Source organism: Streptomyces sp. BE20, from assembly GCF_036322525.1.
GTDB lineage: Bacteria > Actinomycetota > Actinomycetes > Streptomycetales > Streptomycetaceae > Kitasatospora.
The window spans coordinates 11,484-25,806 of record NZ_JAQYWW010000818.1 but is presented as its reverse complement, the minus strand read 5'-3'; the positions used below and the strand labels follow the sequence as shown (position 1 = coordinate 25,806).

Below are 14,323 nucleotides of genomic sequence, written 5' to 3'. Positions count from 1 at the left end.
CCGATGACCACCCTCGACACCGACGAGGCCACCCTGGGCATCGAGTCGTTCGGTGACCACGACGCACCGCTCGTTCTGCTCGCGGGAGGGCCCACGATGCTCTCCTGGCCCGACTCGCTCTGCGAGCGCCTCGCCGCCGGCGGGCACCGGGTGGTGCGCTACGACCTGCGTGACAGCGGGGAGTCCACGACGACGGATCCGCTGGCACCCGCCTACACCCTGCGCGACCTCGCCGCCGACGCCGCGGCCCTCGCTCACGCGCTCGGCGGTGCGCCCGCGCACCTCGGAGGGATCGGCGTCGGTGGGATGGTCGCCCAGGTGGCCGCGCTCGACCGTCCGGACGCTTTCCGCGCGCTCACCCTGGCCAACACCCGCGCGGTCGCCCCCGGCCCGCCCGACGACGACCTCCCCGACCACGACCGGGCGACGATGAGCCGGCTGTTCGCGCGTCCGATGCCCGACTGGACCGACCGCGAGGCGGTTGCGGAGTTCGCCGCCACCGGCGCGGCGATCCTCGGCGACGACCCCGACGGCGCGCGCGCCGTCGCCGCGCGCATCTGGGACCGCACGCCCGGCACCGCGCCCCCCGTCCAGATGGCCAACCAGATGGGCCTGGTCTTCTCCAAGCTGGACTGCACACCCCGCTGGCGCGAGCGCCTGCCCGGGATCGAGGTCCCCACGCTCGTCGTCCACGGCCGCCACAACCGGTTCTTCCCGGTCGGCAACGGCGAGGCGATCGCGCGCGAGATCCCCGGTGCACGACTGCTCGTCCTCGACGAGGCCGCCACCGCGGTCCCCGACTCGGCCGCCGACGAGGTCGCCGGGGCGATGCTCACGCTCGGGCAGAGGACGGCGGGTGCCCCACGGGTCCGGCCTCCGGGCGCGTGACGGGCTGTGGCGCCGAAGGGCGGAACGGCGCAGGGCGGAACGGCGCAGCACCGGCGCGACGCCGCGCGAGCCTGGGAACCGACCAGCCACTTGGCATTCGATCAGAAGGCAGATTCCTGAACGGATCGTTAAATGCAAGGCCCTGGACCGACTTTGGGTGTAGAGTCTGAAGCACAGAGGGTGGCCCGAAGGGGCGGCGTCAGGGTGATGCCGCCGGATCACCCGTCGACAGGGGGAGCATCATGACCTACCACATCGACGTGGCGCGGGCGACGATAGACGACCGTCTGCGGGAGGCCGAGAAGCACCGCCTCGTGCGCGCGCTCCGCCTCAAGAGCCGCGCCGAGCGCAGCGCCCGACGCGCGCACCGGGCCCTGACGAGTCTGGCCGGCCCGACCGTATGAGCGCACCACCCCAGATGGGCCGTCACCACGACACCGGTGACGGCCCATCTGCCTTTCTGCAGCGGGAGCCCTCCGCGAACCGGCCCGGTGCCGCCGTGCGGCAATGCGCTCGGCTCGGGTGTCGGCGCCGTGGCGCCGGTCGGGAGTGAGCAGGTAGGCGGTCGCCATGTCGCCGAGCTCGTCGGCGTAGCGGCTACCGTCTGAGCGCGTCCCGCGGGGCGCTTCTCGTCTCGCGCCCGGCCGGACGGAAGGGCCGTTCCCAGGTGCGACCCCGCGGGGTCACTGCTTCAGCCGCGGGACTTCCGTGCCACCCACGCCCGGGCCTGCCGAGCCGACGCCGGCCCGCAGCCCGGCCTTGCCCAGCGAGCGCAGGGCCACGAGCAGGAAGCCGATGTCGTCCAACAGGATGGGGTCGGGAAGCAGGTCCACGGGGCTGACCAGATAGGCGATGGACGCCCAGAACAGGACCTTCTTGGACATCGGGATCCCTGATGCCCCCAACAGCTTCCGGGCCCGGACCAGCTTCACCACCAGAACGCCCGCGACCACGAGGGTGGCCAGGACCACCCCGGCCCCGACCACCCAGAACACACCGTTTCCGTCCATCCCGGCCACCTCTCGCTCGAACCGCCTCCAGGAAACCTGCTCCGTGCCCGCCAGACCATGCGCACCAGCCCAACAGCATCAAGCTTCGCATCCACGGCCGGGGCGGGATCCGCGGCTGGGCGGCCGGGGCGGTCCCACAGCCCGCAGCGCCGGACCGCGGGCATGACCGCAGGCCCGTCGAGTCAACGGAAATCGCGTTTCGCTGTCACCCCTGGAACGAGCTCGGCTCCCAGGCCTGTCCGTCGGCCGGGTAGACGTACAGCGGCCGGCCCTTCACCGCGCTGGTGCGAAACGGTGTGCCGTGGCCGAGGTCGACGGGGAGCGTCCCCTTTCGGTCACCGCTCGACCACTCCAGTTCCAGGTACCAGCTCACGTCGTGGGAGTCGGTCACGGCGGTGACCTCGATGGCCTCCGGGTCGCCCTCGGTCACCTTGACCGGCAGACCCTTGCTGCCCGCGGCCAGGACCGGCCGCGGGCGGGCCGCGTCCAGATCGAGGTCGTAGGAGTGGACGCCGACCCCACCGCCGCAGCCCTCCGCCATGGAATAGGCGTTCCAGGCGAGGGGACCCGCGATCCGGGTGACCCGGACGTTGAGGCCCGACAGCACCACGGTCTCCCTGCCGGTGCCCTGCACGATGAGCTCGATCGACTGGTGGCGGCCGGCAACCGCGCCGATCCCGGAGACCCAGCCCGCCACGTCCGGCACCGCAGGCGGTCGAGGGACCTCGGAGGGCGGGCGGTCCACCAGGTACTGATCGCACGAGCTGTTCCACCCGGACGGCCGGACCGAGACCGTGATCGGAGCGCTCGTGTCCGTCCCGCCGGTCGGCCCCGGCGAGCCCGAGCCCGCACCGGTGGAGGCGGCGGCCGAGACGGAAGCGGGGGTGGAGGCGAGAGCCGGGGAGGGTGGCGAGTCGGGGGTGCCCGGAGCCGGGGATCCGGCGGCCGACCCGCCGTTCGGGGCCCGACCGGGACCGGTGTCACCGCCCGTGGCAGACTTCAGCCCCATGGCGACGGCGCCGGTGGTGGCCAGCACCGCGGTGACCGCCACCGCGGCCAGGACCGCACGGTGGCGGACAGGCCACCGCCGCGGCGCCGCCCCGGGGGCAGGGTCCGGTTCGGCGCGGGCGACGAGGGCCCGCCCGGTCTCGACGCCGCCTCTCCCGTCCGGCGTCGCCTCCGCCTCCGCCTCGGCCTCGGGCTCCGTCCCCGTCCCTGCCTCCGTCGGGTCCGTCGGGTCCGCCGGACCCGTCTGACCTGCCGGTCCGGGGACGGGTGATGTCCTGCTTCCCCGCGCCGAGTGGACGACGGCCCACAGTCGGTACAGCTCGACGAGTTCTTCCGGCGTCGCCCTGCACAGCCTCGCAAGGTGGTCCAGCGGGGCGAACTCCGTCGGCACCACGTCTCCCCTGCAGTAGCGGTGCAGCGTCGAGGTGCTCAGATGCAGCCTCTTCGCCAGCGCGCCGTAGCTGAGCCCCGACCGGCTCTTCAGCTCCCCGAGCAGCCGCGCGATCTCGTCCCGCTCCCCCAACTCCCCGAACCCCTCTGGCACCGTTCCTCCGCCTCGCTCTTGCATCCAGCAGTGATCGCGCCCCGCCGTCTCCGGCCGCTACCGGCGGTCGGGCGCGGCGCTGTCGTGTCCCCCCGCGGCCGGACCGACGTGAAGCGATCTCCGGGACAGAAGCACGCCGCTGACGCTCCCGTGGTTCCCGCCGCCGGCCACACCGTTCCCCGGTCGCACGGACGCGTCCCAGGAAGGTTACGTCTTCCCAGGTCAAAGCAGGTAACGGCGTCCCAGCGTCCCAGATCGGGCGCCGGCCGTTGCTCCTGGGACGAACCGGCCGACAGGCTTTCGGTGATCACCGAGAAGGAGCGACAGTGAGCACTGTTCAGGCGACCCGGACCGCGATACGCACGGGCGACCGTTTCAACCGCAGCGCGGTGGCGCTGACGATGGGCGGCATTCTGCTGATGACCGCGGCCTGCGGCGACGGCGAGGGCGACGGGGCCTCCCGGGCGACGGGCGCCGCTGCCGCCGGCGGGCCGGCGGCCACGACTACCGCCACGACGGCCGCCACGACTGCTGCCGCGCCCACCGCCGCGCCTTCGGCCGCGACCGGGCCGAGGACGTCGGCCGCGGTGCTGAACGTCGAACCGAAGGACGGCGCCCGGGGCGTCGCGCCGAACGCGCTCCAGGTGTCCGTCTCCCACGGCAGGCTCACCACCGTCGACGTGACCGACAAGAACGGCAGGCCCGTCCCCGGCACGATCACCCCGGACGGCACCGGCTGGAAGCCCGCCGCCGCGCTCGCACCCGGCACGGCGTACACGGTGAACGCCCAGGCGGCGGACGCCGACGGTCTCGCGGCCGCCTCCACCACCGCGTTCACCACGCGCACGCCCGACAAGCAGGTCTCCACCAACGACAACATCGCCGACGGCCAGACCTACGGCGTGGGCATGATCGTCAAGGTGGAGTTCAGCACGAAGATCGTGAACAAGGACGCCGTCGCCAAGGGAATCACCTTCGAGACCGACAACGGCACCGAGGTGAAGGGCCACTGGTTCGGCGACAGCCGGCTGGACTTCCGCCCGGCCGAGTACTGGAAGCCGGGCACCAAGGTCACCATCCACTACCGGCTGAAGAACGTCGAGGTCTCACCGGGCGTCTACGGCGACGTGGACAAGGACGAACCGTTCACCGTCGGCCGCTCGCAGGTGTCCACCGCGGACGCCGCCACGCACCGGCTCACGATCGTCCGGGACGGCAAGACCACCACCGTGCCCGCCACGCTCGGCGACGAGAAGCACCCCTCGTGGGGCGGCACCATGGTGATCATGTCCAAGGAGAAGGTCACCCACATGAACTCCCGGACCGTCGGACTCGGCGACGAGTACGACATCCCCGCCGCCCCGCACGCGATGCGGCTGACCGAGAGCGGCACCTACCTCCACGGCAATTACTGGTACAAGGGCGACCCGTTCGGCAAGGAGAACACCAGCCACGGCTGCGTCTCGCTCAAGGACGTGGAGGGCGGCAGCGACACCTCCGTCGCGGGAACGTTCTTCAACAGCTCGCTGATCGGCGACGTGGTCACGATCGTGAACTCGAAGGAGAAGACCGTCTCCCCCGACAACGGACTCGGCGGCTGGAACCTTCCCTGGGCGAACTGGTAGACCCGTCCACTCGACCGCACCGCCCACCCGCGCACCGTCGTGGCCGGCGGCTCGGTCGAGGTCCACGACGCGCTTCACGTCCGGCGCCGCGGTGCCGCGCACCGCGGCGTACCCCGCGTGCCCGCCCACGGGCGCCGGACCGGCGGCGCGGTCGCCCATGAACCGGGCCAGGCCCCGCGCTCGTCCATCGCCTCGTCCAGGCGCGCCCGCGACGGGGCCGACCCGCTCATTTCTTCCCGTGCTTCGGGTCACCCGGGCGGCAGGGGGACGGGCACCTGTCCGTCCGCGTTCCCGGGAGGCGGGGACCCTTGACCCGGACTCGGCAGCTCCGGCTCCTTCTTGTGCTTCCCCATCAGGCCCCCTTCGCGCGCAGGACAACAACCCGGTCATCCTGACCCGCCCCCACACACAGGCGACAGAGGGTCAAGCAGCACGCAGGGGGCGCCGAACCCGGCGCGCACGCCGGGCGAGAGCATGGTCATCCTCGGTGACGTGCTGCGCGCAGGCCGACGCCTCCACCCAGGACGCCGGACGCCACGGCGTTCGACAGCTCGGTCGTGTAGTCAGGCAGATCGACGCTGCTGACCTGCTTGCCCATCTCCAGCATCCTGTCGAGGATCCAGCGCCGGTTCAGCAGCCCGTTGCGCACCCGCAGCCCGGTCGCGGTGCCGGGCGCCAGGAACGGGCCGGTCCGGTCGCCGCCCTTCTGACAGCCCTGGGCGTAGTCGCGCACGGTGTGCTCGTAGCGGGCGAAGGCGGTGCGGTGGTCGCCGCAGGCCCGGGCCAGCTCGCCGGCCAGGACGTACGCCGCCACCACAGCGGTGCCGGTACCCATCCCGCCGATGGTGGCCCCGCACGCGGCGTCGCCCAACAGGGCGATCCGACCGCTGGACCAGGCGGGGACGTCGGCCCGGCTGATCGAGTCGAAGTACAGCTCGGGGGCCTGCCTCAGGCTCTCCAGGAGCCCGGGCACCTCCCAGCCGAGGCCCGCGAAGGCGTCCTGGATCAGCGCCTTCTGCTGCGCCACGTCGTGGCGGTCGTAACGGAGTTCGGTCGAGGCGAAGACGAAGAAGGCGCCCGCCCGAGTCGGGTCGCGGTGGTCGCCGCCGACGGCGGCCAGCCGGCCGGGGACGTTGAGGCCGACTGAACCAGGAGGCAGACCGAGGTAGTTGGGAAGCTGCCAGGTGGCCGCGTAGTAGCCGAGGTGGCGGACGTAGTCCTCCTCCGGGCCGAAGGCGAGCCGACGGACGTTGGAGTGCAGTCCGTCGGCGCCGATCACCAGGTCGAACTCGCGCGGCGCGCCGTTCCGGAAGGCCACCCGGACGCCGGTGGGCGTCTCCTCCATGGCGGTGATCGAGTCGCCGAAGAGGTACTCGGTGTGCGGGAGGCTGCGCCGGTGCAACACCTGGGCGAGCTCCCCGCGCGGGACCTCGACGTCCCCGCCCGCGAAGTCGGCCGGCAGGCGGAGGAGTTGACGGCCGCGCCGGTCGACGAAGGTCATCGGGCTGCCGCCGGTGCCGAGGGCGCGCAGCTCGTCGAGCACACCCATCCGCTCCAGCACCGTCAGGTGGGTCCGGCCCCGGAAGTCGACCGCCTGGCCGCCACCGCGCAGGGCGGGGGCCAGCTCGACGACGGTGGTCTCGAAGCCGTACCGCCCCAGCCAGTAGGCCAGTGCGGGGCCGGCGATGCTCGCGCCCGAGATCAGGACCTTGGTGCTCACGTGAACCACTCCATCCGAGCTACCCGATTAACTGTGTCCCATGGACACTGTTTCTTGCTGTGTACGGTAGACGCAGTTGGGCCGCCCCGCAAGGGCAGCCGGAAGCACGAGACGGAGCGGAAATTGAGCGAGGAAGCGAACGAGGCGGTGCGGCTGCTCTGGGGACCGCCCGCCAGGCCGTCCCGGGGGCCGAAGCCCGCGCTGAGCCTGGGGCGGATCGCCGCGGCGGGCGTCGCGATCGCGGACGCCGAGGGCCTCGCCGCCGTCTCGATGCAAAAGGTCGCCGGCCTGCTCGACTTCACCAAGATGTCGCTCTACCGCTACGTTCCCGGCAAGGCGGAACTGGTCGCGCTCATGGTGGAGGCCGCGGTCGGCGAACCGCCGCCGGCCGTGGACGGACTCGGATGGCGCGAGCAACTGACTTCCTGCGCGGACCAGTTGGCGCGAATGCTTACCGAGCACCCCTGGCTGCTCGACGCCACCGTCGGACCACGGGTGGTGGGCCCCAAGGAACTCGGCTGGCTGGAGCGGGTGGTCGCAGCCCTGGACGGCCACGGACTGACCGGCCCCGAACGGATGGACTCCGCAGTGCTGCTGGCCGGGCATGTCCGGGGCATCGCCGAACAGGCCCGCGCGGCCCGGCCGGACGGCTCGCCCGAGGCGAAACTCCTGTCCGTCCTCGGCCCCCTGGTGCACCAGCACGCCGACCGCTTCCCCGCGCTCGCCGCGGCAATGGCCACCCAGGACGGCCGGGACCAGGCGCTGGACTTCGGCCTGGAGCGGATCCTCGACGGCCTGGAGGCCCTCATCACGCGCCGAGCCGGGTAACCCTCGGGGAGGATCAGCCTCGGCTCACCTCAGTGGGCCGCCCCGCGTCCGTGCAGCACCGGACGGGGGCGGGCAGCCGCGGGTGGATTCGCGAGCCGGCGCCGTGGTGGTCCCCCGGGGATCGAGCACCCGGGTCCGGCGTGGACCAGGGGCTCAACCAGCCCCACCGGCCCAGACCGGGTCGACCGGGGTGAGAACTCCGAGCCGGTCCTCGATCGCCTCGGCCGCGGCCAGGCACAGGTCCTCGCGAAACGCGCGCCCGACGATCTGCACTCCGGACGGCAGCCCGTCGGCCGTCCCGGTCGGCACGGCCACCCCGGGCACACCCACGAAGCTGGTCACGGTGCACAGGCGCATTCCCGACCCGACGCGGTCCCGCCCGGCCCGGTCGCGTGACTCGATCCCCGGCTCGACGGGCGGTTCGGTGAACGACGGGCCGAGCAGAAGCGGGTGGTCGTCGAGGAATTCGGCCCAGGAGCGACGGATGTTCATCCAGACGCCCATGAGCTTCATGAACTCCTCCGCGCTCGCGGTCGGCGTCTGTTCCATCATCATCCCGACGTAGCGGTCACCGCCGAAGCCGAGCAGCTTGCGCACCACCGGCCAGGTCGGGGCGAACTCGGTCACGGTAATCCGGCCGTAGGCGTCGAGCGCCTCGTCCAACCGTGGCACGTCCGGCACCTCGCGCACGTCGTACCCGGCGTCCCGCAGCGCGTCGGCCGCGGCGGCGACGGACGCGCGCACCGTGGGGTGGACGCCGTGCCCGCCGGGGTCCGCCACGACCGCGACCTTCACCGGCCCGGGGAGGGGCGTGCCGTACGCGGGCACCGGCACGGCGCGCGGGTCCCGTGGATCGGTGCCGGCCAACACCTCGTACGCCAGCCGGAGATCGCCCACGCTTCGGGCGAACGGGCCGTCGGTGACGAGCAGTTGGGATGCAGGGCCGGGGTCGTCCGGGCCGAGGATCCGGTGGTCGGCGGGAAACCGACCGGTGGTCGGCTTCAGTCCGGCCACACCGCAGAACTGGGCCGGGACCCGCACCGATCCCCCGGAGTCGTTGCCGAGGCCGAGCGCCGCCATGCCCGTGGCGACGGCCACCGCGTCACCCCCGCTCGATCCGCCGGGAGTCCGGCCACGATCCCAGGGATTGAACGTGTCTCCGAACAGCTCGCTGCGCGTGTGCATTCCGGCCAGGATCAAGGTGGGCATGTTGCTGTGCCCGATGGGGATCGCCCCGGCCGCACGAAGAGCCCGCAGCACGAGGCCCGTCCCCTCCCCCTCGCCGACGGCCTCACCGTCCACGTCCTCATCGGCCGCCTCACCGCGCAGGAGGCCCAGGACGTCCTGCACGCACACCTGGACAACCTCTGGGAGCGGCACTCCTGACGGGTCACACCACCCTCGACGGTCCAGGCCGCCGACCGGCCGCGAAGGCGTGGCCAAGGCGGTGCTGAGCGGTTCCGGCACCGTCGGCGAAAGGCCGATCACAGGTACACGTTCGCGCCTCTTTGCGCCAATCCCCGAAGCGCCATGGACCGTCAATATCCCCTCTTGTCAGGATGATTGACGCCTGGTCGAGTCCGGCCGGGTACAGACCGAGGCTTCGCTCGGAGGGAAACAGATGCACATCGATCGCCAACGGCCCACCACCAGGCTCGTCACAGCAGTCGGATTGGCGGTCCTGACGGCCGCCGGTATGGCGGCCCCCGCCGCCGCGGATTCCGAACCGGCCGGCGCGCCACGGACCCAGATTTCGCGCGTGCTGGGCGGCGTGGTCACGACCTGGATCAACGGGAACGTCAGGTACGGACCGTCCACGGACTACGCCATCAACTACCCCGTGTCCGCGGGCTTCACTTCGTACGGACTCTGCTGGAAGACCGGCGGTTGGGTCAACGCCAACGGGGTCGCTCACGACAAGTGGGTCAAGCTCTCCGACAACGAGTGGATCTGGGGCGGCCTGCTCAACGGTGACGAGACCGGAGGCGTCAGCAACTACTGCTGACCACGGCAGCTCGGCCGCACACCCGGCGCCGGGCCTGAACGGCGCACCGCCGCGGCCCGTCCGACGCCCCAGTGGGCAGGTCGGACCGCGGCGGAAGTGCCGGCCCGGCCGGGCCGGCACCAACTCGACCGACTTCTCGGTCCTGGGCACGGCTCCCCCGCCACCCGCTCCGTCCCCTCGTGCAAGCCCCCGGTCGCGCCGCGGCCGTCTGCCCGTTGCGGTCCGCCCGCATGCGAACCCACCCCCGCTCCCCCGCAGATCAACTCAACCCGCACCGAGTGCAGTTCGCCGGAATTTCGGCGCCCGCACCGGCGTGTCCCCGCCGCCTCGGGGTACCCGCATGGCGCCGCGGCAGAACGCTGCGGCGAGGGCGCACAGAGCGGAGAGAGCGAGATGGCACTCCTCAGACGTAGCCGGTCGGCCCGGTCCGACAGCGCCGGCGCACCGGAGCAGAACCCCGACGACACACCTCGGCGCTCCCCGGGCGACAAGACCCCGCCCCGCCGCGAGCGCCGCCGCACCCCCTGGTACGTCGGCCTGCCGGTGACCCTGGCCGCGATCGTCGCGTTCTTCCTCGCCGGGGCACACCTGGGTCTGTTCCCCTCGATCCCCAACCCCCTGGAGCGGCGCACGGTGGACCGCAGCCAGCCGGTGCTGCTGCGCTCCATCCAGGACATGAAGCACTTCACCGGCGCGCAGGGCAACTTCCAGCTCGTCGTCGACCTCGACCGCGAGGCCGCCTTCCTGCCTTCGGCCCTGCTCGGCCACCGCACCCTGTACGTGGCGGCCGGCACGGTGGACGCCTACGTCGACCTCGCCGCCCTCGAAAAGGGCGCCGTGACCGTGTCCGGCGACCGTCTGAGCGCCACCGTCGTGGTGCCGCACGCCCAGCTCGCCGCGCCCGCCCTGGACGTGGGCCGCTCCTACGTCTACCTCCAGCAGCGCGGTCTCTTCGACCGGATCGGCGACTTCTTCAGCTCAAACCCCGGCAACCAGCGGCAGGTCGAAATGCTGGCCACCCAGAAGATCGAGCAGGCGGCCAAGGACACCGAACTCGCCCAGCGCGCCGAGCAGAGCACCCGCAGCATGCTGGAGGGACTGCTGCGCTCGGCGGGGTTCACCACCGTGACCGTCACCACGGCCCCCTGACCCACTGCCGCCCCACCACGGCGGGCCGGACGCGCCGGCCGTCCGCCGTCGAGGCGGCCGTCCGGACCGGCTCCGGCGGGAACCCCGAACCGGGGTTCCCGGAGGCCGTCGCCCTGGCCCCGTCTCCCGGCCGGAGCATCGCCGTCCGGACGCCCCCGCGCGGCACTACCGCCCCGCGGGGGCGTTCTGGACGTAGGCGCTGAGGAACACGTCCACGGCCGCGTCCGCCACGGTGTCCGTGTCGGCGTCGGGGCGGTACTCCATCGGACCGGTGAGCAGGACGAGGAAGTGCTCGGCGGCGAGTTCCGGGTCGCACGGGCGCAGCCGGCCGACGAGTGTCAGACGGGCCAGCCGGTCGGCCAGCGCGGAGCGGATCCGCAGGGCCGTGCGCTCCCGCACGCTCGCCTCCAGGCCGGGGAACCGCGCGCCCTCGGCGGACGCCAACTGCCGTACGGCGCGCGCGTCCTCCTGGTGGCAGGCCCGCAGCAGCCCTCGGGCCACGGCCGTGAGCGCGGTCCGCGGATCGCCGTCGGACACGGCCGCGCGCAGCTGCTCGACGACGGCGAGGCATTGTTCGCCGACCCGATCGGCGGCGGCCTCGACGGCCTCGCGGTAGAGGCTCTCCTTGTCGGCGAGGTGGTTGTAGACCGTCGGCTTGGCGACGCCCGCCTCCTCCGCGATCTCCTTCACGCACGTCTGCGCGTACCCGCGGCGGGCGAACACCGCGAACGCCCCGTCCAGGATCGCCTGGCGCCGATCGACCCGCCCACGAGCCTTGCGCCCGTTCCCGGTTGACACATCTGAACCCATGGGTTCAGTCTAGCCACTGAACCCGATAGACCTGAATAGTGAACCGGCTGGTTCAGTCCTGACGGAAGGGGTGGGGCGGACATGATCGTCCACATGCTGCGTTTCTCGTTCAAGGAGACCGCGACCGAGGAGGAGCGCGCGCACGTGCTCACGGTGATGCGCCGGACGGCATCGGTAGAGTCGGTGTCGTTCTCGACGGTGGGACAGAACCTCGGCGACCCGGACGGCTTCACCCACGCCTACTGCGTGGGCATCGCCGACCTGCCCGCCCTGCGGCGCTACATGCACGACCCGGTCCACCTGGCCGGGGATCCGCAGATCATGCCGCACCTGTCCAGGATCGCCATCGGGCCCGACCTGTCCGACGACATGACCCCCACGCTGGCCCGGGACATCCTCGGCCTGCACGAGGAGAAGGTCGCCCTCCACCCGCAGTGGGCGGCCGAACTCACCCCACTGCTGACCTGACACCTGACTCACCAGTGACCACCACGAACAAGGCAGATGACAGACGGCAGTTGCCGGTGGCACGGGATCTTCAGCGGCGCGCTCAACCGGGGCCACGTAGACGTCGGTCGGCTGCGAACCGCACTGTTTCCGGCGAGTGACCTTCCCCGCCGACCTCATGCGGCTTCGACAGGCAGCCCGCCGCAGGACCGACCGAGGGCCTGGCGCGCGGCTGCGAGCGGCCCCGGCCTTCCGGCTCGCCCCCGCCTTCGGCCACGTTCATGTGGGCGCCGACCGCGCCCACAGCTGCGCCGGGGCGCCGGCCGCGTCCGGCCGCTACGGGTTGGCCGGTGCGCGGCTCCACACCCGGCGCCACGGGCCTCGACCCGGCGGCGGGTGAGGCACCCCCGGCCGGAGCCCACGCCCTGGCCGGGGGCACGCGGAAGCGTGCCCCCGGCCTGCGGCGCTGCCTTCGCGCGGGCCGCGCAGAGTTGGGGCGCGATCCTCGCGGATCGCGCCCTTTCGCACTTCGGGAGCCTCGCTCCACGCTCTCGTGCGTACAGGAACCATTGCGCACGCTGGGATCGGGCGCCTCCTGCGACCGCCACCTCCCGAGGCCCCGACAGACCGCGCGCGCCGTAAGTCGCCGGCTCCCCCTCCAGTCCCCGTGACCGACCTCGTCGAGGGACGGCTTCGCTCCCTGTCGCCTCGACCGGAGCCACCGCTCCCGCATGCCGGCCGCCCGCTCGTCCGCTCCTCGGGGCCTCCGGGCCGGCCGAACCTCCAGCACGCGACCTCGAACGAAGGGGAAGACCATGACCACCCCCGTCCCGTCCCGCATCACCCTGGTGAACGGCAGCTTCGAGCAGCCCCCCATCGGCAGCGGCAACGCGATCCTGCCCGACGCCTCCCAGTCCTCCAGCCCGAACCACGTCCCGGGGTGGCTGACCACCGCCACCGACCACCTCATCGAGATCTGGCACGACGGCTTCAACGGAGTCCCCTCCGCCGACGGTGCCCAGTTCGCCGAACTCAACGCCAACCAGGTCTCCACCCTCTACCAGGACCTGCCCACCACCCCGGGCGCCACGCTGTACTGGCGGCTCTACCACCGCGGGCGGCTGGGCCAGGACACCATGGCCCTGGACATCGGCAGGCCCGGCGCGGCCGTCCAGCAGCGACAGTTCACCGACGGCAACACCGCCTGGGGCTTCTACACGAGCACCTACACCGTCCCGGCCGGGCAGACCACCACCCGCTTCGCCTTCCGCTCCGTCTCCTCCGCCGGCGGCAACCAGTCGGTCGGCAACTTCCTCGACGGCATCTTCTTCGGCACCGCCCCGGCCGTCACCCTCACCAAGTACGCCGTCCCCGACGGGCCCCTCGAAGTGGGTGACATCATCACCTACCGCGTGGTCGTCAGGAACGAGGGCGGTGGCAACGCCGACGCCCTCGTCCTGACCGACGCCGTGCCGAGCGGCACCACCTACCTGCCCGGATCCCTGCGGATCGTCAACGGTCCCAACACCGGCGCGAAGACCGACCGGCAGGGCGACGACCAGGCCCACTTCGACCCGGCCGGCGACCGGGTGGTGTTCAACCTCGGCAACAGCGCCACCGCCGACCGGGGCGGCAGCCTGCCCAACACCGATGCCCTCCCGAACGGCACGACGGTGGAGTACCGGGTCACCATCGACGAGGCCGGCGCCGGCGGGCACGTCACCAACACCGCCACCGCCGCCTACGAGAACCGCCTCGGCCCCACCCCCCAGGCCCTCACCGCCACCTCCAACCAGACCGACACCCAGGTCCTGCCGGCCGCCGACCTGAGCGTCGTCAAGTCCGCCGACGCCACCACCGTCACCGTCGGCCAGACCGTCACCTACCGCGTCACCGTCCGCAACGCCGGGCCCGACACCGCCACCCACGTGACCGTCGCCGACAGCCTCCCGGCCGGCCTGGTCTTCGTCTCCGCCACCGCCGACACCGGCGCCTACAGCCCCGACACCGGCCTGTGGAGCGTCGGGACGCTGCCCGTCGACGCCTCCGCCACCCTCGTCCTCCGGGCGAAGGCCACCGCCACGGGCCCGGTCACCAACACGGCCAGGGCGCACGCGACCGAGACCGACCTCCACCCCGCCGACAACACCGACTCCGTCACCGTCTGCGTCGAGGCCGCCCCCACCTGCTCGCCCTGCTCGAAGCCCGGCTCCGAGAAGGCGGGCGGCTGAGAGCCGCCCGGCGACCGCGCGCGCGACGTGGCCGTCCGGGCCCGGACGGCCACGTCGC

General features: G+C 72.6%; 12 protein-coding genes and 2 pseudogenes. 9 read left to right on the top strand and 5 right to left on the bottom strand.

The features are described 5' to 3' along the window. Positions 1–3: 3 nt before the first annotated feature. Together PUR61_RS17390 and PUR61_RS17385 are read left to right on the top strand one after the other, a co-directional pair. A complete protein-coding gene (locus PUR61_RS17390; RefSeq protein WP_329879767.1) occupies positions 4–888 on the top strand; it encodes an alpha/beta fold hydrolase in 885 nt (294 codons plus the stop codon). Positions 889–1,130: 242 nt separating this feature from the next. Then, positions 1,131–1,292 (top strand): hypothetical protein, encoded by a 162-nt coding sequence (locus PUR61_RS17385; RefSeq protein ID WP_329879766.1) that lies wholly within the window; start codon positions 1,131–1,133, stop codon positions 1,290–1,292. 279 nt (positions 1,293–1,571) lie between these two features. Here the strand turns inward: PUR61_RS17385 and PUR61_RS17380 are convergent, their stop codons facing one another. Both PUR61_RS17380 and PUR61_RS17375 read right to left on the bottom strand, forming a co-directional pair. After that, on the bottom strand, positions 1,572–1,898 hold the full coding sequence (locus PUR61_RS17380) for a YkvA family protein (protein WP_329879765.1): 327 nt from the start codon (positions 1,896–1,898) through the stop codon (positions 1,572–1,574). Positions 1,899–2,103: 205 nt separating this feature from the next. After that, entirely contained in the window at positions 2,104–3,450 is a 1,347-nt protein-coding gene (locus PUR61_RS17375) for a transcriptional regulator (RefSeq protein ID WP_329879764.1), read from the bottom strand. 326 nt (positions 3,451–3,776) lie between these two features. Here PUR61_RS17375 and PUR61_RS17370 point away from each other — a divergent pair, with 326 nt between their 5' ends. Beyond that, on the top strand, positions 3,777–5,075 hold the full coding sequence (locus tag PUR61_RS17370; RefSeq protein ID WP_329879763.1) for a L,D-transpeptidase: 1,299 nt from the start codon (positions 3,777–3,779) through the stop codon (positions 5,073–5,075). 478 nt (positions 5,076–5,553) lie between these two features. Here the strand turns inward: PUR61_RS17370 and PUR61_RS17365 are convergent, their stop codons facing one another. After that, positions 5,554–6,795 carry an FAD-dependent monooxygenase gene (locus PUR61_RS17365; RefSeq protein WP_329879762.1) on the bottom strand — a complete coding sequence of 414 codons (1,242 nt, stop codon included), beginning with the start codon at positions 6,793–6,795 and terminating at the stop codon, positions 5,554–5,556. 123 nt (positions 6,796–6,918) lie between these two features. On the opposite strand from PUR61_RS17365, the gene PUR61_RS17360 reads away from it, so the two are divergent. Continuing rightward, the gene (locus PUR61_RS17360) at positions 6,919–7,623 is read left to right on the top strand and encodes a TetR/AcrR family transcriptional regulator (RefSeq protein WP_329879761.1); all 705 of its coding nucleotides are present in this window, start codon (positions 6,919–6,921) and stop codon (positions 7,621–7,623) included. A gap of 153 nt (positions 7,624–7,776) precedes the next feature. On the opposite strand, the pseudogene PUR61_RS17355 reads toward PUR61_RS17360, so the two are convergent. After that, a pseudogene (locus PUR61_RS17355) lies at positions 7,777–8,886 on the bottom strand (amidase family protein); the annotation flags it as partial. Here PUR61_RS17355 and PUR61_RS17350 point away from each other — a divergent pair. From PUR61_RS17350 to PUR61_RS17340, 3 genes and pseudogenes are all read left to right on the top strand, one after another. Further along, a pseudogene (locus PUR61_RS17350) lies at positions 8,875–9,009 on the top strand (TetR family transcriptional regulator); the annotation flags it as partial. The pseudogenes PUR61_RS17355 and PUR61_RS17350 overlap by 12 nt on opposite strands. 235 nt (positions 9,010–9,244) lie before the next feature. After that, on the top strand, positions 9,245–9,628 hold the full coding sequence (locus PUR61_RS17345; RefSeq protein ID WP_329879760.1) for a hypothetical protein: 384 nt from the start codon (positions 9,245–9,247) through the stop codon (positions 9,626–9,628). Positions 9,629–10,021: 393 nt separating this feature from the next. Continuing rightward, a complete protein-coding gene (locus PUR61_RS17340) occupies positions 10,022–10,777 on the top strand; it encodes a DUF4230 domain-containing protein (RefSeq protein ID WP_329879759.1) in 756 nt (251 codons plus the stop codon). Between the two features lie 165 nt (positions 10,778–10,942). On the opposite strand, the gene PUR61_RS17335 is transcribed toward PUR61_RS17340, so the two are convergent. Then, positions 10,943–11,587, bottom strand: a complete 645-nt coding sequence (locus PUR61_RS17335) for a TetR/AcrR family transcriptional regulator (protein WP_329879758.1) — start codon at positions 11,585–11,587, stop codon at positions 10,943–10,945. Between the two features lie 93 nt (positions 11,588–11,680). On the opposite strand from PUR61_RS17335, the gene PUR61_RS17330 reads away from it, so the two are divergent. Both PUR61_RS17330 and PUR61_RS17325 read left to right on the top strand, forming a co-directional pair. Further along, positions 11,681–12,055, top strand: a complete 375-nt coding sequence (locus PUR61_RS17330; protein WP_329879757.1) for a Dabb family protein — start codon at positions 11,681–11,683, stop codon at positions 12,053–12,055. A gap of 794 nt (positions 12,056–12,849) precedes the next feature. Beyond that, positions 12,850–14,265, top strand: coding sequence for a DUF7507 domain-containing protein (locus tag PUR61_RS17325; RefSeq protein ID WP_329879756.1), 1,416 nt, complete (start codon positions 12,850–12,852; stop codon positions 14,263–14,265). Positions 14,266–14,323 lie beyond the last annotated feature (58 nt).

Coding starts and splice junctions, on each gene's coding strand:
- PUR61_RS17340 (WP_329879759.1), top strand. CDS start 10,022: ATGGCACTCCTCAGACGTAGCCGGTCGGCCCGGTCCGACAGCGCCGGC.
- PUR61_RS17335 (WP_329879758.1), bottom strand. CDS start 11,587: ATGGGTTCAGATGTGTCAACCGGGAACGGGCGCAAGGCTCGTGGGCGG.
- PUR61_RS17330 (WP_329879757.1), top strand. CDS start 11,681: ATGCTGCGTTTCTCGTTCAAGGAGACCGCGACCGAGGAGGAGCGCGCG.
- PUR61_RS17325 (WP_329879756.1), top strand. CDS start 12,850: ATGACCACCCCCGTCCCGTCCCGCATCACCCTGGTGAACGGCAGCTTC.
- PUR61_RS17345 (WP_329879760.1), top strand. CDS start 9,245: ATGCACATCGATCGCCAACGGCCCACCACCAGGCTCGTCACAGCAGTC.
- PUR61_RS17385 (WP_329879766.1), top strand. CDS start 1,131: ATGACCTACCACATCGACGTGGCGCGGGCGACGATAGACGACCGTCTG.
- PUR61_RS17390 (WP_329879767.1), top strand. CDS start 4: ATGACCACCCTCGACACCGACGAGGCCACCCTGGGCATCGAGTCGTTC.
- PUR61_RS17380 (WP_329879765.1), bottom strand. CDS start 1,898: ATGGACGGAAACGGTGTGTTCTGGGTGGTCGGGGCCGGGGTGGTCCTG.